Annotated in this window: 23 protein-coding genes; 14 read left to right on the top strand and 9 right to left on the bottom strand. The window is 35.0% G+C overall.

The genetic code is table 11. From position 1 onward, the window contains the following. Window positions 1-143 precede the first annotated feature (143 nt). Complete coding sequence (locus ACIQ2D_RS09880; protein ID WP_402863128.1) at window positions 144-1,022, top strand: S16 family serine protease; 879 nt, start codon at window positions 144-146, stop codon at window positions 1,020-1,022. Window positions 1,023-1,235: 213 nt separating this feature from the next. Continuing rightward, window positions 1,236-1,892, top strand: coding sequence for a hypothetical protein (locus ACIQ2D_RS09875; protein WP_402863125.1), 657 nt, complete (start codon window positions 1,236-1,238; stop codon window positions 1,890-1,892). 735 nt (window positions 1,893-2,627) lie between these two features. On the opposite strand, the gene ACIQ2D_RS09870 is transcribed toward ACIQ2D_RS09875, so the two are convergent. The 4 genes from ACIQ2D_RS09870 to phaQ all read right to left on the bottom strand — a co-directional run bounded on the left by ACIQ2D_RS09870 (window position 2,628) and on the right by phaQ (window position 5,447). Then, the gene (locus ACIQ2D_RS09870) at window positions 2,628-3,281 is read right to left on the bottom strand and encodes a FusB/FusC family EF-G-binding protein (protein WP_402863122.1); all 654 of its coding nucleotides are present in this window, start codon (window positions 3,279-3,281) and stop codon (window positions 2,628-2,630) included. Between the two features lie 711 nt (window positions 3,282-3,992). Then, a complete protein-coding gene (locus tag ACIQ2D_RS09865; protein ID WP_402863119.1) occupies window positions 3,993-4,397 on the bottom strand; it encodes a MaoC family dehydratase in 405 nt (134 codons plus the stop codon). A gap of 53 nt (window positions 4,398-4,450) precedes the next feature. Then, on the bottom strand, window positions 4,451-4,954 hold the full coding sequence (locus ACIQ2D_RS09860; protein WP_402863116.1) for a hypothetical protein: 504 nt from the start codon (window positions 4,952-4,954) through the stop codon (window positions 4,451-4,453). A gap of 73 nt (window positions 4,955-5,027) precedes the next feature. Next, window positions 5,028-5,447 carry a poly-beta-hydroxybutyrate-responsive repressor gene (gene phaQ / locus ACIQ2D_RS09855; RefSeq protein ID WP_402863113.1) on the bottom strand — a complete coding sequence of 140 codons (420 nt, stop codon included), beginning with the start codon at window positions 5,445-5,447 and terminating at the stop codon, window positions 5,028-5,030. 456 nt (window positions 5,448-5,903) lie between these two features. On the opposite strand from phaQ, the gene ACIQ2D_RS09850 reads away from it, so the two are divergent. From ACIQ2D_RS09850 to ACIQ2D_RS09805, 10 genes are all read left to right on the top strand, one after another. Further along, window positions 5,904-6,407 (top strand): polyhydroxyalkanoate biosynthesis repressor PhaR, encoded by a 504-nt coding sequence (locus ACIQ2D_RS09850; RefSeq protein ID WP_402863111.1) that lies wholly within the window; start codon window positions 5,904-5,906, stop codon window positions 6,405-6,407. Window positions 6,408-6,459: 52 nt separating this feature from the next. Beyond that, complete coding sequence (gene fabG, locus ACIQ2D_RS09845) at window positions 6,460-7,242, top strand: 3-oxoacyl-[acyl-carrier-protein] reductase (protein ID WP_402863108.1); 783 nt, start codon at window positions 6,460-6,462, stop codon at window positions 7,240-7,242. 64 nt (window positions 7,243-7,306) lie between these two features. Beyond that, window positions 7,307-8,395, top strand: a complete 1,089-nt coding sequence (phaC, locus tag ACIQ2D_RS09840; RefSeq protein WP_402863105.1) for a class III poly(R)-hydroxyalkanoic acid synthase subunit PhaC — start codon at window positions 7,307-7,309, stop codon at window positions 8,393-8,395. 347 nt (window positions 8,396-8,742) lie between these two features. Continuing rightward, on the top strand, window positions 8,743-9,201 hold the full coding sequence (locus ACIQ2D_RS09835; protein ID WP_402863102.1) for a hypothetical protein: 459 nt from the start codon (window positions 8,743-8,745) through the stop codon (window positions 9,199-9,201). 226 nt (window positions 9,202-9,427) lie between these two features. Next, window positions 9,428-9,937 (top strand): hypothetical protein, encoded by a 510-nt coding sequence (locus ACIQ2D_RS09830; protein WP_402863099.1) that lies wholly within the window; start codon window positions 9,428-9,430, stop codon window positions 9,935-9,937. Between the two features lie 535 nt (window positions 9,938-10,472). Continuing rightward, the gene (locus ACIQ2D_RS09825; protein ID WP_402863321.1) at window positions 10,473-11,261 is read left to right on the top strand and encodes a lipid II flippase Amj family protein; all 789 of its coding nucleotides are present in this window, start codon (window positions 10,473-10,475) and stop codon (window positions 11,259-11,261) included. Between the two features lie 25 nt (window positions 11,262-11,286). Next, window positions 11,287-11,898 (top strand): hypothetical protein, encoded by a 612-nt coding sequence (locus ACIQ2D_RS09820; RefSeq protein WP_402863096.1) that lies wholly within the window; start codon window positions 11,287-11,289, stop codon window positions 11,896-11,898. 163 nt (window positions 11,899-12,061) lie between these two features. Next, window positions 12,062-12,412 (top strand): lipoprotein, encoded by a 351-nt coding sequence (locus ACIQ2D_RS09815; RefSeq protein ID WP_402863093.1) that lies wholly within the window; start codon window positions 12,062-12,064, stop codon window positions 12,410-12,412. A gap of 163 nt (window positions 12,413-12,575) precedes the next feature. Further along, the gene (locus ACIQ2D_RS09810; protein ID WP_402863318.1) at window positions 12,576-13,820 is read left to right on the top strand and encodes a M1 family metallopeptidase; all 1,245 of its coding nucleotides are present in this window, start codon (window positions 12,576-12,578) and stop codon (window positions 13,818-13,820) included. A gap of 199 nt (window positions 13,821-14,019) precedes the next feature. Further along, on the top strand, window positions 14,020-14,922 hold the full coding sequence (locus ACIQ2D_RS09805) for a hypothetical protein (protein ID WP_402863090.1): 903 nt from the start codon (window positions 14,020-14,022) through the stop codon (window positions 14,920-14,922). Between the two features lie 153 nt (window positions 14,923-15,075). Here ACIQ2D_RS09805 and ACIQ2D_RS09800 read toward each other — a convergent pair whose 3' ends face one another. After that, window positions 15,076-15,351 carry a DUF1450 domain-containing protein gene (locus tag ACIQ2D_RS09800; protein ID WP_402863087.1) on the bottom strand — a complete coding sequence of 92 codons (276 nt, stop codon included), beginning with the start codon at window positions 15,349-15,351 and terminating at the stop codon, window positions 15,076-15,078. Between the two features lie 240 nt (window positions 15,352-15,591). Between ACIQ2D_RS09800 and ACIQ2D_RS09795 the strand changes: the two genes are divergently transcribed. Both ACIQ2D_RS09795 and ccsB read left to right on the top strand, forming a co-directional pair. Next, complete coding sequence (locus tag ACIQ2D_RS09795) at window positions 15,592-16,092, top strand: HXXEE domain-containing protein (RefSeq protein WP_402863084.1); 501 nt, start codon at window positions 15,592-15,594, stop codon at window positions 16,090-16,092. 147 nt (window positions 16,093-16,239) lie between these two features. Beyond that, window positions 16,240-17,430 carry a c-type cytochrome biogenesis protein CcsB gene (gene ccsB, locus ACIQ2D_RS09790; RefSeq protein ID WP_402863081.1) on the top strand — a complete coding sequence of 397 codons (1,191 nt, stop codon included), beginning with the start codon at window positions 16,240-16,242 and terminating at the stop codon, window positions 17,428-17,430. A 562-nt stretch (window positions 17,431-17,992) separates the two neighbouring features. Here the strand turns inward: ccsB and ACIQ2D_RS09785 are convergent. From ACIQ2D_RS09785 to ACIQ2D_RS09770, 4 genes are all read right to left on the bottom strand, one after another. Next, complete coding sequence (locus ACIQ2D_RS09785; RefSeq protein ID WP_053583238.1) at window positions 17,993-18,193, bottom strand: cold-shock protein; 201 nt, start codon at window positions 18,191-18,193, stop codon at window positions 17,993-17,995. 852 nt (window positions 18,194-19,045) lie between these two features. Beyond that, a complete protein-coding gene (locus ACIQ2D_RS09780; protein ID WP_402863078.1) occupies window positions 19,046-19,261 on the bottom strand; it encodes a hypothetical protein in 216 nt (71 codons plus the stop codon). A 165-nt stretch (window positions 19,262-19,426) separates the two neighbouring features. Then, window positions 19,427-20,053 carry a response regulator gene (locus tag ACIQ2D_RS09775; RefSeq protein WP_402863075.1) on the bottom strand — a complete coding sequence of 209 codons (627 nt, stop codon included), beginning with the start codon at window positions 20,051-20,053 and terminating at the stop codon, window positions 19,427-19,429. Further along, entirely contained in the window at window positions 20,046-22,241 is a 2,196-nt protein-coding gene (locus ACIQ2D_RS09770) for a sensor histidine kinase (RefSeq protein ID WP_402863072.1), read from the bottom strand. Before ACIQ2D_RS09770 ends, ACIQ2D_RS09775 begins: the two co-directional genes overlap by 8 nt. Window positions 22,242-22,322 lie beyond the last annotated feature (81 nt).

Genomic DNA, 22,322 nt, shown 5'->3' with positions numbered 1-22,322 from the left:
GGAAAGTGACGGATAGAACTTCGAAAGTGACCGATAGAAGAAGTTACGATAACAAACATCAAGCTACTCCTTTGAAAATGAATGTTCCGAAACTTTAAACTTATTCAAAGGTATAATATTGTAAGAAGGGAGGGGGTAACAATATGTCAAAAGTAAAATCGTATTGGCCAGTGTGTTTGGTTATCTTTAGTTACATCTTACTTCTTATATGCTATCTGCAAGATATAATCAGCGGACATCTTTTTATTGGCACATTATTTTTAGAGCTCATAGCCGTTTCCATTTGGTTGTCAGTACAGGGTTATCGAAAACGAGTGTCGCGTAAAAGCTTACTTGCCGTGGGCGTACTTTGGTTTATTATAGGGTATGAACAACCAGTAGTAAATTTTAGTACTCATACATTTAACGTGAAAACTTATAATAAGCCAAAAGAAATTGTTGAAGGCTCTAATTTGTATATGATGATTGAGAATACGGTGGGTGTCCCACTTTTAGAGAATGAAGGTCATGTGAGAAACATTTTTGTACAAGAAAGTAACTCTGTGGTAAATATTTATCCTATAGACAATAAAGATCGCTATCGCAGCAAAAACATTGCACTCCAAGATGCATTTGGCTTGCATGAAACTGCATTTGAAACTATGTATCGTAAAGCGAAAGAATATTTTGGGGAAGAGGAGCTGCATGTGCAATCCTTTTTTGAACGGGATGATATTGACGGTGATAGTGTGGGCCTTGTTCTTGGGCTAAGTGAACTGTTTGCTAGAAACGAAATGCAAAATACGATATCAATCGGTGTGACAGGTACACTAGAAGGAAATGGTGATGTACGTGGAATTGAGGGAGTAAAGGAGAAAGTGCAAATTGCAACACAAAGCAGTTTACATTATTTAATTGTGCCACGGGAAAATTTCGAAGAAGCAGAGGCTGAAAATCAATCATTGCAATTGAAACTACAGATTTTCGCTGTAGGTACGATTGATGAGGCGAAACAAGTTATTCAAGAGTTGAATCAACCTTAATGGGGTTTATTTATCTGATTAAAATCTATTAAAATAATTGTTAAACATATACATAGAATTGGCGAAACTTTTTTCTCCTTTGAATTATTGTTGAGTATAGAACTGTTTTCATCTGCGTTGATATGCATATCTGAAAACCGCAACTAATACGTTTTAATGAGTACCGTTAAGCGCACTGTGATCATAAATGTGAAAAACGAGGAGCTATGACGAATGATTAAAAATTGGTATTGTTTTGGTGTTGCCATTGTTCTTTGGCTAATTTGTATGTGGCTAACAATGCCCTTTCCTGACGCTTTAAACATTGAACGAGGTGTATCAGTACTAAATGTTTTAATCAAAACAAAAGATGGCTATCAAATTGAAGGTTTACTAACGATTTTACTTTTAAGCATATGCCTATATTTTTTAATATATGGAGTCAAAAAGCATCAGATATTTTGGAGTTTAGCTTTAATTGTCAGCTTTGTCTTTGTACCATCTCTTATCGTGAATGCCTATCAAAATACATTAGCAACTGGTATTAATGCAGTTTCTTATGATATAGATAAAAGTGATTGTAGGTTTAAGCTGGAGGATGATTACACACTTAAAGGAACATGCCGTTTACCACTTCAAAATTTGAGCACAGAAGAAGTAACACTCAACCTAGAATTCTATGAAACATACTGGTATGAGGATGATGTACGGAGTGTATCATTAATGAATGCCGGCTTGCCCTACGAAGTTAAGTTAAAGGGCAAACAGAAAAAGTGGGTGAGAGTTGAGACACTAATTGATGTGTCACAACTTGAAAATCACATTGAGAAAGGTACAGTATCTGGCGTCCATATAATTATTAATGGAGGAGGTAAAATAAGAAGATTTTAGTGATTTGTAAAGGAGAAAAACGAGATTTTATATTCGATTGGAGAGACATTAGATTACATTTAGAAAGGGAGTAATGATTTGTCGGCTAATAAAAAAGTGACGACACCAATCATTATGACAACTACTTTGGTGATCCTAACGATATTGTTATTTTCCGTGAGAGGAATTTTTAATAATGTTGGTTTATGGATGCATATCATACTGCTCGTATTAATTGATATTGGATTTATAGTATCAATGATTTTGGGGATTAGGACTAAAAGAGGAAGTATAGTGCTGTTTAGTGTTCTATCAAATGGGTTATTTGTTATTCTCCTTACAATTATTATTTATCTCTTAGCATTAGCCAATGGAATTTCGGAACCATAACGGGGGAGATAGCTGCTGTGAAAAATATGATGTTAAATAGAATAAATATCGTTTTTTAACTGGTATAGGGTTGCTTTGGGCCTGATTAGTTATCCCTTTTGACATACAACATGAAAAATTAGTGGTGTTACTTGGCTAGGTATGGCAGCAATGTTTTTAATGATATATTTTAAGTTGAAATCTATGACGGGAAAATAACTACATAAAAGCCTTCTCTGCAAAAGATGAGAGAAGACTTCAGACTGTAGACAAACACTATGTTGTTTGCATAACACTGAATTATTGTAAACCGGCAAGCCCCGCCACTTCGCTTTTCGTGGGCGAGCGCCGAGCCTTCTCTCAAAAAGATGAGAGAAGGCTTTCCGTTTATTTTTGTGTAATACGGTCAAAAAACTCTATTGTCTTGTGTATATCAGTTACATGCTGATTACATTGCTGACTATCCGCGCAAATATAATTACTATGGCTGGTGAATGTACCAACGATTTTGCCTTTTACAGATGTTGTAAATAGGGCAACATCAGCATGGCGATTACAAATTGCACAAATACCCTTAACCGTGCCGTTATTAATAGTGCCTTTAATGCCTTTAAGCTTGTCGTCCTGTTCAATGATCACATATTTGCGGTGTGTCCCTAAATCATCCCAAGCCAAAAAACAAATATGCTGGAAATCTAATTCTTCAAGAGCAGGTAGCTTAAATTTCTTTTCTTTTTTGAACAGACTTTTGATGTTACTCGCTGTGACCGTTTTGAACGGAATTACATATGGTTTTAGGCTTACCAAATAGGCTTCACCTTGCGCACGGTCTGTTACTGAAAAGAGCTGTTCAATAAGTTGTGTTTCATCGGTTGTCATCGTTATGTTCGCAGTAATTTCTGTATCTACTATGCCACGAACTGCCTGGATAATATTATTATCATTAGATGTAGCCAGTGCATTTAGAATTTTGTTCAGTTGCTGCTCGATTAAATGATAATTTGCGACCGTTAAAAACGGTTGAATTGTTTGTTTTTCCATGTGAATTCACTCCAATTTAATAGGCTTTTTTTATGTTTATAGCCTAAAGAGATCATCCATTTCGTTACTAGAGTTTGCTAACTTAATTGAGAGATCCCTTTGACCTTTAGAGTTAGCGTTCTAGAACAAGCATTAAAATATAATGCGCTCATTTAGATTCCTCCTTGTAAAAAAAACTAACATTATCATAGCATTACTAGGCGCTGAATTCAAAATACAATTGACAAAGGGAAAGGCTGATATGCGCATGGGAAAATCGAAAAAACGTCATTTTCTAACTACATTTATTATATTATTTTGATTGAATATTGTTACAGATTATTATCAATCTCAAAAAATCGAAGTGCTAGCTATCGCAGGTATGGCAATATGGTGTGTAGCGGTTTAAGCTTTCATTGAATGGCATGAGATAGTAAGGACTATAAAAAAGTGGACAAGAAATGACTTAATATATATAAAAACGTATCAAATTAATTTATCAAAAAAAGACCTGTTATAGAGGGATCAGTTGTTTTATATTCAATGCTTTCGTAGGCTACTTCATTTTATAGTTGATTGGAGTGGGGGGTCTCAAGTGAACATCCCGTAGTAGAAATCAACCTAACACTTTATTGGTGGGGGTTAAAATTGGTTATTTAGCCCACCTGTTGCAACAAAAAAGTAGACGATTGTGCCCGCCCAAACTCGGTACAATCGTCTACTTTTGTTTACTCATTTCATAACAACTGCTTCACCGTCAACGACAATCTCATCTAATTGATTTTTGACAATTGTGCGAAGACGAATGATTTTTTTTCGGTCTTTTTTCTCTAAGACTTCGACTTCAGCAGTTACGGTATCGCCAATTTTGACAGGCGCTTTAAAATCCACTTTTTGTGACAAATAGATCGTATCCGTTCCAGGGAGTTTCGTTCCTAACACTGCTGATATGAATCCAGCTGTTAGGATTCCATGTACAATACGTTCCTTAAAAATGGTTTGATTTGCATACTCAGAATTCACATGAACTGGGTTAAAGTCACCTGTGATTCCTGCAAATTGATAGACATCTGATTCGGAAATAGTTTTTGTAAAACTAGCCTTATCACCTATATGGATTTCTTCGTAGCTCGGCACTTTCTTAAAACCTCCAAATTCATCCTGTAGAAAGGGGTTAACTCATGGGGAGTTTAAGCCTTAGACGGATTTAAAATTCCTTTATGAGTTGCTTTCATTTGTTCAGTTAATTCTTCGATTTTTTTGAAATTTTCAGTACGTTCTTTTTGTTGACTATCCAATGCTTTTTTGATAGTCACTTCTAATTGATTTTGTGATTCGATGAATAAATCCAACATTGCATGGCTCGGATTCCATGAAAGTAATTGGACTCTTTCTGTGACATCTTGAATGTTGTTCAACCACTCGGAAACTTGCTCACCTTGGTTGATTCTACTTTGCTCCACATTACTTTGTACTTTTTCGTTCCAGTCTTTTGTAACTTTTTTCGACTCTTCTTCCATTGTGTTCAATGTCTTCACTGAAAAGTCGAGCAGTTCCTTTTGGTAAGAAAATGCTTGAAGTGCTTTTTGTTGCAGATCCTCTTGGAAATTTTGCACAGTTTTAAGGTTGTTTAACCAACCATCCCAAATCATATCCACCTGGTTTGCAAATTGTTTTTCTTGTACCTTTGTCATAAATAATTCCTCCTTTAACATCGTTCCATAAACTCATGAAATTTATAATGAATGCAATTGTTTGCATAACATCCTATCGTTTGTCATCATCATCATTCTTCGTCTGAGAAGAAGATCTATAAGGGGAGAAAAAGGGATTATACAAATTGAAAAACTGATCCAACATTTTCTGATAATGGCTCAGTGATCCTGCCCACATTTCCAAATATTGTTCACCGGCTTCTGTAATTGAGTAAATTCGCTTTGCAGGTCCGCCTGAAGTAACATCCCACTCAGAGGTTACTAATGCATCTTTTTCGAGTTGTCGTAACAGACGATAAAAATTCCCCTGATCAACCGATTCAACCCCAAACTGCATTATCTTTTCCATTAATTCATAGCCATGGCTATTCCAATCCCGTAAATGTAACAACATGATCGGAATAAGGAAATTTTTTGGTGTACCCATACTTGTTGCTTTGCTTTTTTTTGCTTCTTCTGGTTTATGCTCCATCGTTAGCCACCTACCTAATGTAAAAATACTTATACATGTAAATTACACCTATGTGCTCGATTTGTCAACTTTAGGTAATTAAGGTAAATAATTTTAAAATAATGAATTTTTTTCTTGAATATACTTTGGTATACAATTGCTATATTAAACGATTAATAAAAGAAAAATAGTAAAGTTCAAATGATTTAGACGCCCAAAGAACTGATTTTAAAGAGAGTTATCATAGTTTTATAATTACTGTCATAAGTATAGATGGAGAAACATAAACATGTACTTTGGTCTAGATGATGAATTCTAAAATGTTTCTTAATGTGATTTTATAGTTAGTACGCCAATTTATTAGAGGCATAAAGAATCAAATTTTGAATTTTTTGTAAAATATCGATGTAAATATTATACAAACAGGAAATTTATGTTACAATTTCATCGGTAGTTCGATTAAGGAGGTGATACTCATTGACTCAAAAAATACCATTTGAACCTTTTACGATGTGGAAGGATATGTATGAACATACTGAAAAGGCTTGGCACGATGTTATCCAGGATACGCTTGGAAAAGAATCTTTCTCTGAAGGGTTAGGGCAAATCCAATCTAGTTATTTGCAATATCATGAAACAATCAATAACTTAACAGAAGCTTATTTCAAACAAGCAAATATTCCAACACGAGATGAAGTCGCAAATGTTGCTTCACTTGTCATCAACCTAGAAGATAAAATCGATAATATTGATGATCAACTTTATGAAAATAGTGAAACTGTGACTAAAGAAATCAACCAATTAAAACGCACTGTTGGTAACTTGGAGAAGAAATTCGACAAGATATTAGAAGCTCTAGCAGCACTTGATAAAAAAATACCAACAGGTGAAGCCAGCGTTGCATCTAAAACAGTAACAACACAGCCTGGGGCAAAGGCTACACCACAATCAACACCAGAGGATACAAACACAAAAAAATAATACTTAATTCTCATTTCTTTTAAACATTAACGAATTAGGAGTGATTTCAATTATGGTACATTTGCAACCAAATGTTTTAGAACAAGCTGATTATGTAAAGCCTCTTGAAGGAAAAGTAGCAGTTGTCACAGGTGGATCACGTGGCATTGGTGCAGAAATTGCTAAAGTATTAGCAAGAAATGGAGCACTTGTTGCGATTAACTATCAAAGCAGTTCGGAAAAAGCGGATGAAATTGTTCACGAAATTGAACAAGAAGGTGGCACTGCATTTGCATTTAAGGCAGATGTAATGGTGGCTGATAATGTCCATAATTTTATTGAGGAAGTCATAAAGCGTTATGGCCAAATTGATATTCTCATCAATAATGCTGGAATTACAAGAGATAAAACATTCCGGAAGATGTCGATTGAAGAGTGGGAAGAAGTAATTAATGTTAATTTAAATAGTGTATTTAAGACGACATCTGAAGTAATCAATCATATGCTCGAACAGAAATATGGACGAATTATCAATATCAGTTCGATTATCGGTCAATCTGGCGGTTTCGGCCAAACAAACTATTCGGCTTCAAAGGCTGGACTACTGGGCTTTACGAAATCATTAGCGCTTGAGACTGCAAAAAACGGTATTACTGTAAATGCAATTTGTCCAGGTTTCATTGAGACAGAGATGGTTGCTGCGATGCCAGAAAATGTGAAAGAATCTATCATTGCTAAAGTACCAATGCGACGTTTAGGGCAAACTGATGAGGTTGCTGATACGGTTCTATTCCTCATAAAGTCGAGCTATATTACCGGTCAAGAGATCAATGTAAACGGCGGATTGTATATGTAACAATTGGTAAGGGCTTCCTAGAGAAGCTCTTTTTATGGATGAACGATACTGAAGGAGGGATTGCATGATGAATCTTGGTACGCAAGAACTAGAAGATTGGATCAACCAAATGCAAGGCGATTCTAAAAAAAGTTTTAATCGTTTCAGACGTTTGACAGAAGTTATTACAAGGGAACCTGAACCTCAAGTTGGCCAGACACCTAAAGAGGTAATCTGGACAAAAAACAAAACAAAATTATATCGTTATCAGCCTGCATTAAAGAAAACGAATAAAGTTCCGATTCTTATGATTTATGCTCTGATTAACAAACCATATATATTGGATCTTTATCCAGGCAACAGCTTAATCGAACATTTAACAAATCAGGGGCATGATGTCTATTTGTTGGATTGGGGCACAGCTGGCTATGAAGACCGACATATGAAACTAGACGATTATATATTGGATTATATACCGCGTGCTATAAAAAAGGTGCTTCAGACTTCTGCGGCAAAAGAGATTTCTCTTCTTGGCTATTGCATGGGTGGGACAATGACAGCTATTTTCACTGCGCTTCATCCTCACCTGCCGATTCGAAATCTCATTCTATTAACAAGCCCAATTGATTTTGAAGATGCTGGACATTATTCAAATTGGTTGGATAAACGTTACTTTAATTTAGATCAGCTAGTCGATACACTTGGCAATGTACCATTTGAAATGATCGATTATGGCAATAAACTGCTAAATCCAATTTCCAATGTTTACGGACCATACATCAGCCTTGCAGATCGAGTAGAGAATGAAGATTTCGTATTAAACTGGAAGCTAATGCAAAAATGGCTTAATGATGGAATTCCGTTCCCAGGTGAATCATACAGACAGTGGATTGGTGAATTTTATCAAGAAAATAAGTTGATTAATGATGAGCTTTATATCCGCGGTCACAAAGTTGAGCTTTCTAAAATTAAAGCTAACCTGTTAAACGTTGTCGCAACGCGTGACAATATTGTTCTACCTCAACAAATTGAGCCGCTCAATGACAAAGTTTCTAGTAAAAACAAGACACTACACCGTGTAAATACTGGTCACGTATCAGTTGTGACTGGACGAAAAGCAATTAATGAAATCCATCCGTTCATCGAAAAATGGCTGACAGAAGCTTCTGTTTAACGGTATCCGGTACTTGTGGTCAAGCATAGCGGAAAAGGACATTACTTTAATTGTGCACGAAGAACATAAACAAAGCATAGTCAGAGTGACTGAAGGTAAGCATTACCTAGTCATTTCTGGCTGTTTTTTTGTTTAAATAACCCTTACATAAGGTAACTTTGTTCGTCGCTTTAAAACACCAATGTAAAATAACGAAAGAGGTTTTATTTCTTGTACAAGAGGAATGAAAGAATTATTAAACCAAATTCTCTCTTTTAACATTCAAATTGGGTGTTTAAGAAAATACTGATTCCACTATCTAAAATTTCCGGCTATACTTGTTCAGAAGTGCGGAAAGGAGGAATTAGATGAAAAAAATACTATTTGTATTGATATTTAGTATTTTCGTTGTTGGAGCAGTTGGTATTGTGTATGTAAAAAGTAATCCACCACTCGTTATAAATGGCTATACAAGCTTGGACGAAAATGCAAATGTGAAACTTATTGAAATTGAAAATACAGGGATAAGAGAGTTGCAATTACAAAATGTAGTTGTGAATGATGGAAAACCTGAAAAAGCTGAACTGATGGTGAGCAAGGCGGAACAGCTCAAAACTGATATAGCAAATGATGCAAATATCACGTATCACGGAATTAAACAAATAAAATTGTTTCCAAGCAAGTACATAGATCGAAAAGCTGTTGGTAAACTGCCACAGCATTATGGTTTGAAAATCGAAGCTGCAGATATTCAAACGATTAAAATCCACTACAAGTACTTAAAAATTCCGTTTACATTAACTGCTGAATTAAAAACAGTAGAGTAGAATACATAAGTTGTTGAATGGACAAAAAATGAGAGAAATTTCATAGCAAGTAAAGGGTGGGGCGAAGAGCTTCCACCTTTTTTGTTCTAGAGAAAATTATTTTATAGTCCTTAGCACTAAGCCGAATGTAATATTTTTTTAAATAATAACGCGAAAAACAGTCAGAAAATTCTAAAAACATGATAAGATATTACTGATACTATTAACATTTGTTAGGGGGAAGGAAATGGACCAATTAGTAATGATAATAGCGCTTGTAATTCTTATCTTTTTTGTTCTTTTAATGGTCTTGTTCAAATCTTCGAAAAAGCAAACAGAGCTTCAAGTTCTAGCAACATACGAAGGGGTAAATGAGTTAGGACAAGTCCTTATGAAAGTACTCTTTACCTTTTCAGTAGGAAAACTAACGAATAGCAATAAGAATATGTTAGCACATATAAAGTGGTCAGAAGGTTGGAAGCCTGTCAGTTATAATATCAAAGAAAACGGCGTGTTTAGAAGTGATAGTCTGCTATCATCAGATATACAGGAGTGTTTTCTTACTTTTGCAATAGATGAAGTAAATGCAGTAGACGAACATGGTAATGGGGAGGGGTATGTTGTATTTACGTTAGATTGTCCTTCTGATGCGGCAAAATCAACAGTTGCCATGATCCTCGATATCCATACGAATAGTGTAGCCTATCAATTATCCGATTCAACCAGCTGGGATAATGAGTTTGTAGTAAGTAATTAAATAAGCAATCAGCTAGCTATTCGTATAGGAAGTGTCACGAATAGCTTTTTATTGGTGTTTTGGAAAAGAAGTGGTTCATCGCCATAACTTATAGATGATTTCCGTTCTGGCGGTCGCTTTCCATGAGGCATGCGATGAGCCGCTTCGGTGCAACAGATGTTTTATGTAGCGAAAGCGAAGCGTCAGCTACACGATGATGGTCACAAATGCGTGTGCTACTGTCGTTTCGCTTTCACGCAGATAAATTGTCACAGGACGTGACGGTTTCTCTACTAAGCTTCGCTCCATGGTCTTATTTCGGAAGCTAATCTTCCCAGCCAGAACGAAGAGAAATAGCAATCTAAAATCAATACGTACTTTAATCAAATGTTATCCTCGACTTTTGGTGATAAACCAAAGAAGTTGAAAAAAAGGATTTTAATGGGAACCTATCATCTTTTATTTCGTAAAATATAGAAAAGCGGTGATACTAAAAAACGTGTAAAACACCGAGAAGAAGGTAGAGAATTTGGATTTAATAACAGAAAAGCTACTCATGATTTCATTGTTTATTTTAATTATTCATTCTATTGAAACATTAGCTTATGCAGTACGATTATCTGGTGCCCGTGTAAAACTACTAGCTTCCGCATTGTCACTTTTTAATGTCATGGTGATGGTATCGAGATTAGCGAATATGATGCAACAGCCCTTTACGGGTAGTTTGATTGATACGCCACCTGTGGAAAATACTCTCTGGTTCGTAGAGATGCAATTTCGAATGATTATCAGTGCGGCTTCAATAGGTACACTACTGGGTATATTATTGTTACCGACTTTTGTTGCCATTTTCTCAAGGGCTATTATTTATTTGTCAGAGGAAAGAGGCTCAATTCCAGCTGTATTAAAGAAAGGTTTTAGTTTGGACTATTTGAAGCGGGGCTTTAAACATATACATAAACCAAGTTTTTCTTACTTGAAGGGCATTAGTTGGCGAGATATTCCGCTTAAGCTATTTGTCATCAATGTACTTGTAACAGCTATCTATACAATTGGTGTATTTTCAGCGTTATATGCTGCATTATTGGTACCTGAAAGATGGACAACTGCAGTTATGGCTTCAGGTCTCATCAATGGTTTTGCTACGATTCTTCTGATTATATTTATTGACCCTAAGATTTCAATCCTTGCAGATGATGTCATAAATCAGCGGGGAAGCTATTTAAATCTTAAACGAGTATCTATCATGATGATGGGTTCACGATTATTAGGTACATTACTAGCACAAGTATTATTTATCCCTGGGGCAAAATACATTGCTTGGTTTACTCAGTTTATGATATAAAAAATAATAATTTGGAGGGTTCCCTATGCAACGAATAACTTTTAAACGTCCAACAGAGTATTACGATAAGCAGCTTTTGCCTATCGATGAACAAATTTGTGCTTTATTAAAACAGCGAAAAGATTTGTCAAACAATCATCCTGGTTTTCCACCAGCTGAAGTTATTGCTAATTGGGTTAAAAAATATAATTTGTATGAAAACTATTTAAATGCGTTATTTGGGACAATGAGGATGGAGGAACAATTTAATACTCAGGTAGAGCCAACTGGCTTTAAAAAGCATCTACCAGTTTTAAAATCAGTTGAAATCGGTGAACGTAATTATACAGTAACCTTTATACGTCAATATGAAAATGCTAGTGTTGTCCAGCTGCTAGTCGATTGGGATGCATCAAACGATGAGCCTCTCCTACTAGTTCACAAATCTTCTCGCAATCATTTTGAACTGTTTTTAGGCGAACAATACGAGTGTCGGAGGGATGGTGGTGGTGGTTCAACCGGGCATGAAAGTACAAACTTTATTGTTTTACCGCCGTTACCTGAAGAAATCTCAGGGCTAAAACTCACTTTTAAAGAATTTAGTGACCATTTTGGAGACGAACCAACCGGTCTAGAAATCATAATGCAGGTGGAATAACTTCATGTCCAGCGTCTAGATAGGGGTATTCATTATAGATATAGATATGTCTAGTTCTTTTAATCATTGGAATGCTATTTTTAAAAAAGTAGTAGGATTTTGCATATGATTCACTTAATAGGAACATTTATTATTTTTTGTTGTTTTTAATGGAGGAAAATGAATGAAAAAAATAACTTTATTACTTTTAATACTTATTGTTCTTGCAGCATGTAATACAGCGAAACAGGAAATACACTATGTGGCGAAAAGTGAGCATTGGAAGGCCGTTTATCATAGCAATACTGATGATGGCTTACAATTAATTTACCTTGATGATATAGAAGAAGCTGGGGATATACAAATCAATATTGAGGGTAAGGAGGATAGTTTGGACATTTCGCATGCACGTGTAAATAAAAAAGGAAAAATCATCATAAAGAAAAAAGATGTTGAAAAAATATTTAATCAGGATCCTTTGCCTATCATTCACATTAAACGGCAAGAGCAAGATGAAACCTTAGTTGTTCAATAGGACGTTATTTTTATGATTTGATCATAAAGTGCAATCAGAATGATTTAACTAGGAGAGTGAATTTTCGATTTAATCTCGTTTGAAAGATTATTTTATCTAACTAACTATGAAACCTTGGTGGTGAGTCTTTATAAAAAAATTGGGTGCTGTCTGTTTGGTGTTGATGATTATTACTTCAATTTGGATAATGGGAAAAGGGGATAATGAAAAAATGCTTAACCCAGAAATGACCTTACAAGATAAGGAAGACTTTCTACCAAGAGCGATTGAAGCCGGAAGTAAAGCAAAGTACGCCATAGATTTAGAAATGGATGAACAAGATAATTTTAACATCCATTCTAAAGCATATATTCAAAACGACTCCACAGATCCGTGGGGGGAGTTAGTTTTTTACTTTATGCCAAATATCTTTACTGAAACACAGTCTCCTCAGTTAAAGAAATCAGCTTTTGTGGAAATTGATAGCATTAAAGTTGACGAGGAAACTGCTGAATATAGTTTAGATGGGGATACGCTATCAATCATGCTAAAAAAAGAAAAGCTACCTAAAGAAGTTATTGCTGTTGATATTAAATATAAATTCACACTTCCTGAAAAGGGTTTTAGATTTTCGAAAAGTAGGGGGAATTACATCTTAGCTCAGTGGTATCCGATGATAGCTACGTATAGAAATCATCAGTGGAATAAAGAAGATTATAGAGTAAAAGGTGAAACGTATCATACTTCATTTAGTGATTATGAAATAACCTATAAGCTACCAGAGGGGCTAACCATTATTTCATCGGGTGAGGATACATTACCGAGCAAACAATCGGGTGTTTTAACTGCGGAAAATATAAAAGAATTTTATATAGCTTTGTTAAAAGAACCTAATATTGTCGAAAAGCAGGTAAATGATATCAATCTTAGAATAATAGGTGTGGATGATCGAACTGCATTACTCAATGAAACGTTAGATGTTGCAGGTGAAGCTTTAACATATTTTCAAAGTAGTATTGGTCCCTATCCTCACAAGCAATTAGACATTATTTTAGACGAAACAGGAATGGAGTATCCTGGTGTTGTCACGGTGGGTGCGAGTGACCACCGGTTGAGTTTACCAAGTACTATCACGCATGAAATAGCGCATCAATGGTTTTATGGTTTGGTTAATAACGATCCTTATCATGATGCGTGGCTAGATGAAGGAATAACAGCGTTTGCGACAAACTTGTTTATTGTACACCAAAAGGATAAAGGGATAAATGTAAAAGGTGATTACCATAAGGACTTTCTTTTGCCGGTTAACTTGTCATTAGATAAATATAAGTTAGAGGAGCAAAGTAGGTATATTTATGGAAAATCATCTGAAATGTTGTGGAATCTTTTTGTGGGGAAAGGAGGAAAAAACAGGCGGAGGATTTTTTAAAACATTATTATGAAATGTACCAATATAAAGAATTAGATACGGATGAATTTGTTCGTTTTTCGAAGTACTATTTAAACTTGGATGATGATGATTTTACTGATTGGTTGCAGTTTGATGTATCTCAATAACTGTAGAAAAATTATATGCGCCTCCCCTGAAAAGGGAATAGTGAACGAGGGAGAAAGGGGAAATATTTAATATGAAGGCAATCAGTTTACTATTTGTTTTATGTTCATTTTTAATAGTTGGATGTGTTGAGGAAAGAGAAACGGATTGGACGCAGTCGCCAACATTTATACACGATGAAATGGTTCTCTATGGAACCGAAGGAAAGTTTGGCATGACTAGAGTGAATGGGGAAGAAAATGAACCGGATTTCCCTGTAGGGCAAGGACGTTTGTATAAAATGTATTTTTTAGACGCCTCCCAAAATAATGACGGTAAAAAGTTTAAAATGACCGCTACTCATCAAGATACAAATGAAACGATTGAACTTTACGAATGGGACATTTGGAGTAACAAAAGTGAAGCGAAATTTGGCTTTAATCAAGAAGGGCTCTGGAAAGTTACAGTAACAATTGAAGATACACTTGTTACAGACTTCATTGTTCGAGCTGAAGAGTTCACCCCGGTGGCTTCGAAAATAGATAGGGATTATGATTTTACGTATCTAGAAGATTTACCAAGTGATAAATTAGAAAAATATCAGGAGTTTTTAGAGAATGAAAAGACTAGTAGTTTAATTGGTTTTACGCCAGAAGAAATAGTGTTAATCCATATGAATTTAGTATTTGAACATAACATTGGTAAACTATACGCCATCATCTATGATGGTGGTCAACTACCGCCTTTGGAGCAATTCAAAAATGAGTATGATCAATATTTATCTCATGATTTTATGGACGATTATTTAATATATAGGTTCTATGATTCCATTACGATTCATCAGGAAACCAGTACTGAAAATATAACAATTGTTCAGATGGATAATAGAATTGGAAGTAGCAAATATGTTAAAGCATTTGCGTTAGTAAAGGAAAATGATATTTGGAAAATAGATGTGTATCCTCTAATTGAAGATTTAAAGAACAAAAAAATTTGAACTGAAAAAGATTTTCATTGATAAGAGCTATAGAGAGTTTAGCTTAAGAGGTGCCTAAAATGGAGCAATGGAATCTTCAACAGAGATTACAATTGAGTGGACAAAAAGGCTCCGTACTTAGTTACAAATAAAGAACGGAGCCTATATTAAAACTTAAAACAATGGATTATTTTTGATTTCTTCGTCAATCGAAGCGACAAGACTTTGTGCATCTTCGCCAGTGATAACTTCTCCGTTCACCACAGCAAATAATTGTTCGACACAGAGCTCACAGTTTGACGTACAGCCGAATTCTTCTACCTCGACATCAGTTCTGTTTAACATTTCGTCATAGGCATCGGAAGAGCCTTGAGCCATATTAGACACGCAAAATTCAATCTGACACTTCATCGGTGCCTGTTCCTTCTTCTTGAAAAATGAAAAAGCCATTTCTTTTCCCCCTATGTATATGTGAGGTCTATATGTAAACGCTTAAAAAACTCACATTTGTTCCATGATAAATATGCTTCTTGTAAGAAAATCACTGTACTTATCTAGTTGCAAATATAATTGTTTTATAGAAAATATGCAAGTGAACAAGTACCGAATGAAAATAAATAGACTAAAATTAGGATTTCTAAAGACTTATAAAGCAATAACATAAACATGACATGAATCAGAGGTGTACATATGTTGTCATCAACGGTGAAAAAGTTAATCTTGTTCTTTCCAGTTATTTTTTTAATTCATGATATAGAGGAAATAGTAACAATCGAACAGGTACAGCTTCCGTTCCAACTGCCATTTACTATTTCAGCTTTGGAGTTCACAGTGGCTTTTATATTTCTATGGCTAATAGTGTCTGTAGGTTGTTTATATGCAGCGAGTGGAAGAAGATTTCTTTGGATCAAACCACTTCCGTTTTTCTCCTTACTTGTTGCAGGGGTGTTTTTAGCTAATGGCATTGGACATGTCCTACAAGCAATAATATTTCAAAAGTATGTGCCAGGTGTCATAACAGCTGTTTTACTTTTGATTCCTTACTGTATAATGGCAGTCAAAAAACTCTACGATGCAAAAGTTCTTACAGTGAAGCAAATAGCAGGGTATTTAATAGCGGGCTTTCTATTACAAACACCAGCAGCATTACTGGCATTGCTTACAGGAAAAAGCGTAGTTGCACTATTTTAGAAGGTGGAATGTGTGGAACTAGCAGTGATATGTCACATATATGTAACAATTCTGAAAAATAAGTGAATTTAATGGTGAAAAATGGCACCTATTTTACTATTCGGCGTTCTGATTATGGAAGACTATTTTTACTGGTTCTTCTAAAAAATGACGTTGGAGGAAATCAAGTTGAGTACAGAGAAGTTATTAAGTATCAGTAGTAATTCATTATTTGTAGCATTTATTTTACTGTTAATCGCTATATTGCCCTTAGGACTTGCGGTGAAGTCAAAAGGCAAGGTGTTTGAGAGACTAGGCCTTGTTCTTACAGGTGGAGCTTTTGTGTTGCAGTTAAGTTATTTCTTCCAAAGATGGAGGGCTGTCGAGCATGCACCGGTGAGTAATATGTACGAGTTTATGACGTTTTTTGGTATTATGCTAATCGGTAGTTTTTTAATTATTCATCTTTTGTACAAGCAAATAGTTGTAGGTCTGTTTGTTATTCCTGTTTCGTTAATCATTATAGGCTATGGCAGCGTGTTTACGAGAGAAGTAACACCTCTTATTCCATCTCTGCAAAGTAACTGGCTGACAATCCATGTTATTACAGTGGCTTTTTCGAGTGCAATCCTATCAATATCATTTGCGACAGGGATTATTTATTTACTTCGAACATTAGATGTAAATAAAAAAACTATTAGTACACGTGCTTTGGAATTTGTTATGTACTGTTTGATTGTCACAATAGGATTCATCGGTGCGTCGACTGTTTTCAATCTTACGACAGAAGAAGTAAGTGTTCAATTTGAAAATGCTCAAGAAGAAGTAGAAAATGCAACTTATACAATGATACCGCTTGTTGTTAATAAAGGGGCTGTAACAGCTGGCGGTGAATCTATTTATGCTTTAGAGATATCTAATTCGATTGATGCCAAGAAGCTCAATTCCATTGTTTGGGCATTTATCGTTGGTACGATATTGTACGGTAGTATTCGACTCTTAACAAGGAAGAAAATAATCGTCTTATTAAAGCCATTGACAACTCGTGTAAATGCTCCGTTAATGGATGAAATATCATACCGAGCGGTTGTCATTGGGTTTCCGTTATTTGCTTTAGGTGGATTATTATTTGCGATGATTTGGGCACAAATTGCTTGGAGTAGATTTTGGGGATGGGATCCAAAAGAAGTATGGGCTCTTATCACGTTTTTATATTATGCAGCATTCCTTCATTTCCGACTTTCAAAAGGATGGGAAGGGGAGAAAACGGCTTGGCTATCCATAATTGGATTCGGCATTATCGTCTTTAATCAAGTTTTCGTGAATTTAGTCATTTCGGGATTACATTCTTATGCTTAATTTCTAGGAGGGGAGAACGGTCATGAAGTGTTCTATATAGCTGAATGTCGTTAGTGTGATTTAAAGTTTTATGCTTTTTGCATCAATTGAGCTTTAGCTGAATTATTACCATATTTGACGGTTTGTGAACTGGGATAGAAAGAAGTTAGAGCTTGTAATGCCAGGAATACAGAGAATTGTATTGATTGCTTTGAGCTTGCTACTCAATTTTCTGTCGAGGAGATGGCAAGTAGGGAAGTGGACACACTATTGGACAATGATTCTTTGGCTATCCGATATGGAGTTACTAATTATGATTTTTGCATATTTATATCCTATTACAGATTGAGGTGATCGACCAACTTCTGTTCAAGGATTGGTAATTATAGCACAGCTTATTTGCTTTCCTTTTCTATTGGTTTCTTGAATCTAATAAGTCAACTTCGACACCGATATAGAAGAATAGAAAAAGCTTAAAGTGGCTTTGCAGATAAAGAATTTTATGATCTATAGTATAATAAAAAGAGACACCCATAAATGGATGTCTCTTTTTTAAAGTTCAAAAATTAATTCAATTTAAGAATTAAAGTTTAACAACGTTAGTAGCTTGTGGGCCACGGTTGCCTTCTTCAACGCCAAATTCAACTTTTTGACCTTCTTCAAGTGATTTGAAACCTTCACCTTGGATAGCTGAGAAGTGTACGAATACGTCATTTCCGCCTTCTACTTCGATGAAACCGAAACCTTTTTCTGCGTTAAACCATTTTACTGTACCTTGTGTCATTTAAACGACCTCCAAAAAAATAAATTAAAAAACTAGTACTACAACAAGTAAAAAAATCACTTATAAAAAATGCTCGTACTAACACGATCACTTTTTTAATAGGTGATTTCATTGTTTACGATTGAAGTATTACATTTATTGTACAACAGAATTTTACACTTGTCTAGTAAAAAAACAAAAATAATGCCAACAATTAGTTCACTCTTATTTGTTGCATATGATTGTATGGGAGTTACTAATGAAATAGTGGCGTTATCGAGAAAAACGGTAATACAGCTGATAACTACAGCTGCTGCTACGGCTTTTTTCAAAAGGTTTTTGGAACTTAATTTTCTATTTGGTCATCATTTTGGTTAGAAGATATGAGTTCATTGGTTCGTGAAGTGAAACTTGGGGGTGAATGAGAAAAAAGGAGTGATGATGAAGAATGGATAGAGGGGGAATCTTCAATTTTGTTCTGAAGATTGTACAATTGAGGAGTAAATTAGAAAAGAAGAGCCGTTTGCAGTAGATTTTTAACTGAAGAAAGCTGCTCAATAATATTTAACCGAGCAGCCTTTTACATAGCGAATTTTATAGATTGATGGTCATGTTTTGGCTATTGATACAATTAAAAGAATACCTTTCTGGATAAATCCGTTTTATCTTTTCCTCTAACAATAATTTCATATCCTTTACCTTCATGTAATAGCAAAGGTAGATTATTTGTAATGATCATTTCATTAGTGATATTCACTAGCATTTCTACCTCTTCACCAGAATGTTCACCATGAAGCGATGTTTTTATAATTATCTCAAAAGGATTGGAAGTGTAGTCGAAAGATATACCTGTATAACAAACACTTACTTCTTTTAGTACTTTATTTCAGGAATAGTCATCCACCAGCTAGATTCGGAATTATCCAATTTTTTTATGGTTATTGAAGGATTGTTGGTATTCCATAAAGTTGGCGCAAATATAAATGTTAAAGAAAACAAAATAGTCATGATGATAATCCAAGATAAATTCTTATTGTTTTTGTATTCTATTTGTTCTCTATATTGTTGTTGAATTCTTCTTTTAGTCATACTCATGCCCCCCTCGTTGCTACCAAATACGATCAAAGTAAAGCAGTATTTACTTTGGTCACTATATACTATAGATTTGGTGAATATTCCGAAATATCCTTCGATTCGCACTGTTTCATTCAACCACTTTTTAAGGGATGGAACTACTAGGGGGTGGGGGCTCAATTAGTCAATCCAAGCATTTTCTTTGGCTACAATGACGGCCTCTGCGCGCGATTCTACATGGAGTCGCACAAAGAGCTTCGATAAATAATTTTCTACGGTGCGCTGCGTTACGCCTAAATAAGAGGCAATGGCTTTATTCGTGCAGCCCTGTGCGACATACTGTAATATTTCCTGTTCTTTGTCACTGAGTAAGACGTCTTGTTTTGCATCCGACCGATGTGTGCGTCGTTGTACAAAATCTAAAAAGTCAGTTGGTAATAAAATTTCCCCACGAAACGCTGCTTGAATCGTATGAATGACCTGCTCTTTAGTGGCAAGTTTAGATAATAACCCATCGACTTTTTTTTCTACGAGTAATTCATAATAGTCTGCTAATTCATAACCTGTATACAATAAAATAATTGCTTCAGATTGTTTCTTTTTAATCATTTCGGCAAGTTGAATACCGTTAATTGGTTTCATATTAATATCGATTAAATAGAGCTGAAATGTTTTTGTTTCCATAAGCGAGAGTACGGAAGGTCCGTCCTGTTCAGTTTCAATATGCACATTCGATAAGCTTTGTAAAAGAGTCTTTGTACCATCTAATACGACAGGGTGATCGTCAACAATAAGTAACTCAATCATATTTGTCCTCACCTTCTTCTTGTATTTGAATATAAATATGCATGCCCTCATGTGGCATTGAACGTATATTCATGTCACCGCTAAAAGCACGTACACGTTCACGAATACCTTTTATGCCCATAGATGTTGTAGATTCCAACATCTCGTCGATATTGCAACCGATTCCGTCATCATTGTACTTTAAGGCAAAGCCACGATCGATAGCGATAAGATGAAGTGTGACCCCAGTAGCTTCAGAATGTTTAATGGCATTATTGAGTAGTTCTTGTACAAGTCGGTACACAACAAGATGAAGTGTTACATCTTGAAAATTAACACGTTCAATTTGTGCATCAAGTAAAAAGTTCGCACGGATTTTCACTTTTTGTATAAGTTTTTTTAATGCAACTTGTAAGCCAAATGTATCTAGCAATGGGGGGCTTAAGTTTTCACAATACTCCCGTAAATCGTGTGATGCATCGAGTAGTTGCTCGCGAATCTCTAAAACTCGTTCTTTCTTTATAATAGGGTTGCTTGCAAGAACATCAAGCTCTCTCGCCAAATGGAGCTGCTCCTGTAAAATCGTGTCATGTAATTCCTGTGCCAGAATTGTTTTTTCTTTTTCGATAATATTCCATAGTAATTTATCTAGCCAAGGAAGTTGTGTATGGCTTGCTACCTTCATGTGATGTATTTCTTCTACTAGATCCTCGATGAGTTTTAAATTTTCTACAAACATGGAGAAATAGAGAGAAAGTAATTCTAGCCATAAAAGCTCCTTTTTTTGGAGTGTGTTTGAAATGGTTAAGACTATCTTTTCGTCTGCAGTATCATGTAAAACTAGCTGAATTACCTTATACTCAATTACCATTTCACCACGTGATAACGGCAAATCATCTTTAATTGTTTCTATCGTAAATGCGGTTGTACCGAGCTTATTGGCAATTTCATGCGTGAAACGGGCTTCTAGTTCCAGCTGATTTTTTGCTTTTCCGATGCGGTTAACTGCCGCATATAAATTATGTACATAGTCGCCGTTAGAAGAAAAAATAATTTTTCGATGTTTAAAATCGAGGTGCTCTTTTACGTAGAATCCTGCTAGAATACCGATGAAAAGTAAGCTGAAAACACCTATTATTTTTGCTGCTGATTCGAGTTCGTTCAATAAGAGTAAAATCCCGATTGTCAATATCAAGGAAATCGAAAAAGCTAGGGCAGAGTAATAACGAAAACGAGATAACTGATACTCAATGTCTAATAATCGTTCATTTACTTGAATAAAGATAAAAGAAAATGGAATGAATAGTAAAAATAATGCGCTAAACTCTCCAGATAGGATAACTGGCCGACCTAAAATTTTTGGTACGACAAACAAAAGTAAAAATGGCATAAACGGTATTATTAATGAAATTGCAATTAATCTTATTTTTGGTGAGTGAGTTTGTAAATAGCTCACCAGTAAAATGCATATGATACATAGGACAAAAATACCGAATAAGCCAAGAACCATATTAGCTGTAATGATACGGACATCAGGATTTAGAACATAGTTGAAATCACTACAAAGTACAATTAAAGGGAAAAAATAGAGCCAGCGAGAATTGATAAATGGCCACTTAATATGTAAATAACTAAAGTATTGTTGCAAAAAATGAATGAGTATGACTAAGCATGAAATAATCAAAAAACCAATTAATAAAATCCCTATACTATTATCTCTACTAGACGCGATACTACTAATATATGCGAGGGAAACTGTTAATAAAAAAAGTATAAGTAATATGGTTAGAAAATTATCTCTATTTTTTTTCCATAAATAGAGTGTTACAAATATTGTTAATACAAAGTAGAGCATTGGGAAGATAATAAAGATAAAAAGCTGAGCTGGCAAATCTCTATGAGTAATAGTTACTGTATGAATGGTTCCGTCTTCTTTTAAAATGCTTAACTCTTTTGCTTCGATAATGTAAGGATATTTTTGAACACCTGGATTTTTAGCAGGGTCCTGCTGATCTATACTCAATAAAATATCGCCTTTTGCAATATTTTGCTGCTGAGCCCATTTTGGATAATAAGGCTTGTTAATGACTAGCTGTCCATTAACTTCATTTAGATCGATGTTGATAAACGGTTTTTGAATGGCTAATGAGAGAAAATAGATACCAAGAACTATGTAAATAGCAAAAATAATTGAGGTTAGTTTACTCATATAAATCTCTTTTCTATAGATAGTAAATAGCAATTAAAATACTTTGTTTTCAATTACATACTTATTCTTATTATCCTTAAC

Origin of the sequence: Lysinibacillus sp. NPDC097287, assembly GCF_044761695.1 — a bacterium.
GTDB lineage: Bacteria > Bacillota > Bacilli > Bacillales_A > Planococcaceae > Lysinibacillus.
Note: the sequence above shows the minus strand (reverse complement) of the source record. Positions and strands in the feature narration are given on the sequence as shown.

Bases quoted from the DNA above. Each gene is read 5' to 3' on its own strand.
- ACIQ2D_RS09800 (WP_402863087.1), bottom strand. From the start codon at position 15,351: ATGGCTTTTTCATTTTTCAAGAAGAAGGAACAGGCACCGATGAAGTGT.
- ACIQ2D_RS09805 (WP_402863090.1), top strand. From the start codon at position 14,020: ATGAAGGCAATCAGTTTACTATTTGTTTTATGTTCATTTTTAATAGTT.
- ACIQ2D_RS09860 (WP_402863116.1), bottom strand. From the start codon at position 4,954: ATGACAAAGGTACAAGAAAAACAATTTGCAAACCAGGTGGATATGATT.
- ACIQ2D_RS09830 (WP_402863099.1), top strand. From the start codon at position 9,428: ATGGACCAATTAGTAATGATAATAGCGCTTGTAATTCTTATCTTTTTT.
- ACIQ2D_RS09795 (WP_402863084.1), top strand. From the start codon at position 15,592: ATGTTGTCATCAACGGTGAAAAAGTTAATCTTGTTCTTTCCAGTTATT.
- phaQ (WP_402863113.1), bottom strand. From the start codon at position 5,447: ATGGAGCATAAACCAGAAGAAGCAAAAAAAAGCAAAGCAACAAGTATG.
- ACIQ2D_RS09785 (WP_053583238.1), bottom strand. From the start codon at position 18,193: ATGACACAAGGTACAGTAAAATGGTTTAACGCAGAAAAAGGTTTCGGT.
- ACIQ2D_RS09875 (WP_402863125.1), top strand. From the start codon at position 1,236: ATGATTAAAAATTGGTATTGTTTTGGTGTTGCCATTGTTCTTTGGCTA.
- ccsB (WP_402863081.1), top strand. From the start codon at position 16,240: ATGACGTTGGAGGAAATCAAGTTGAGTACAGAGAAGTTATTAAGTATC.
- ACIQ2D_RS09880 (WP_402863128.1), top strand. From the start codon at position 144: ATGTCAAAAGTAAAATCGTATTGGCCAGTGTGTTTGGTTATCTTTAGT.
- ACIQ2D_RS09815 (WP_402863093.1), top strand. From the start codon at position 12,062: ATGAAAAAAATAACTTTATTACTTTTAATACTTATTGTTCTTGCAGCA.
- ACIQ2D_RS09835 (WP_402863102.1), top strand. From the start codon at position 8,743: ATGAAAAAAATACTATTTGTATTGATATTTAGTATTTTCGTTGTTGGA.
- fabG (WP_402863108.1), top strand. From the start codon at position 6,460: ATGGTACATTTGCAACCAAATGTTTTAGAACAAGCTGATTATGTAAAG.
- ACIQ2D_RS09780 (WP_402863078.1), bottom strand. From the start codon at position 19,261: ATGACTAAAAGAAGAATTCAACAACAATATAGAGAACAAATAGAATAC.
- ACIQ2D_RS09770 (WP_402863072.1), bottom strand. From the start codon at position 22,241: ATGAGTAAACTAACCTCAATTATTTTTGCTATTTACATAGTTCTTGGT.
- ACIQ2D_RS09820 (WP_402863096.1), top strand. From the start codon at position 11,287: ATGCAACGAATAACTTTTAAACGTCCAACAGAGTATTACGATAAGCAG.
- ACIQ2D_RS09810 (WP_402863318.1), top strand. From the start codon at position 12,576: ATGATTATTACTTCAATTTGGATAATGGGAAAAGGGGATAATGAAAAA.
- ACIQ2D_RS09870 (WP_402863122.1), bottom strand. From the start codon at position 3,281: ATGGAAAAACAAACAATTCAACCGTTTTTAACGGTCGCAAATTATCAT.
- phaC (WP_402863105.1), top strand. From the start codon at position 7,307: ATGATGAATCTTGGTACGCAAGAACTAGAAGATTGGATCAACCAAATG.
- ACIQ2D_RS09825 (WP_402863321.1), top strand. From the start codon at position 10,473: ATGATTTCATTGTTTATTTTAATTATTCATTCTATTGAAACATTAGCT.
- ACIQ2D_RS09775 (WP_402863075.1), bottom strand. From the start codon at position 20,053: ATGATTGAGTTACTTATTGTTGACGATCACCCTGTCGTATTAGATGGT.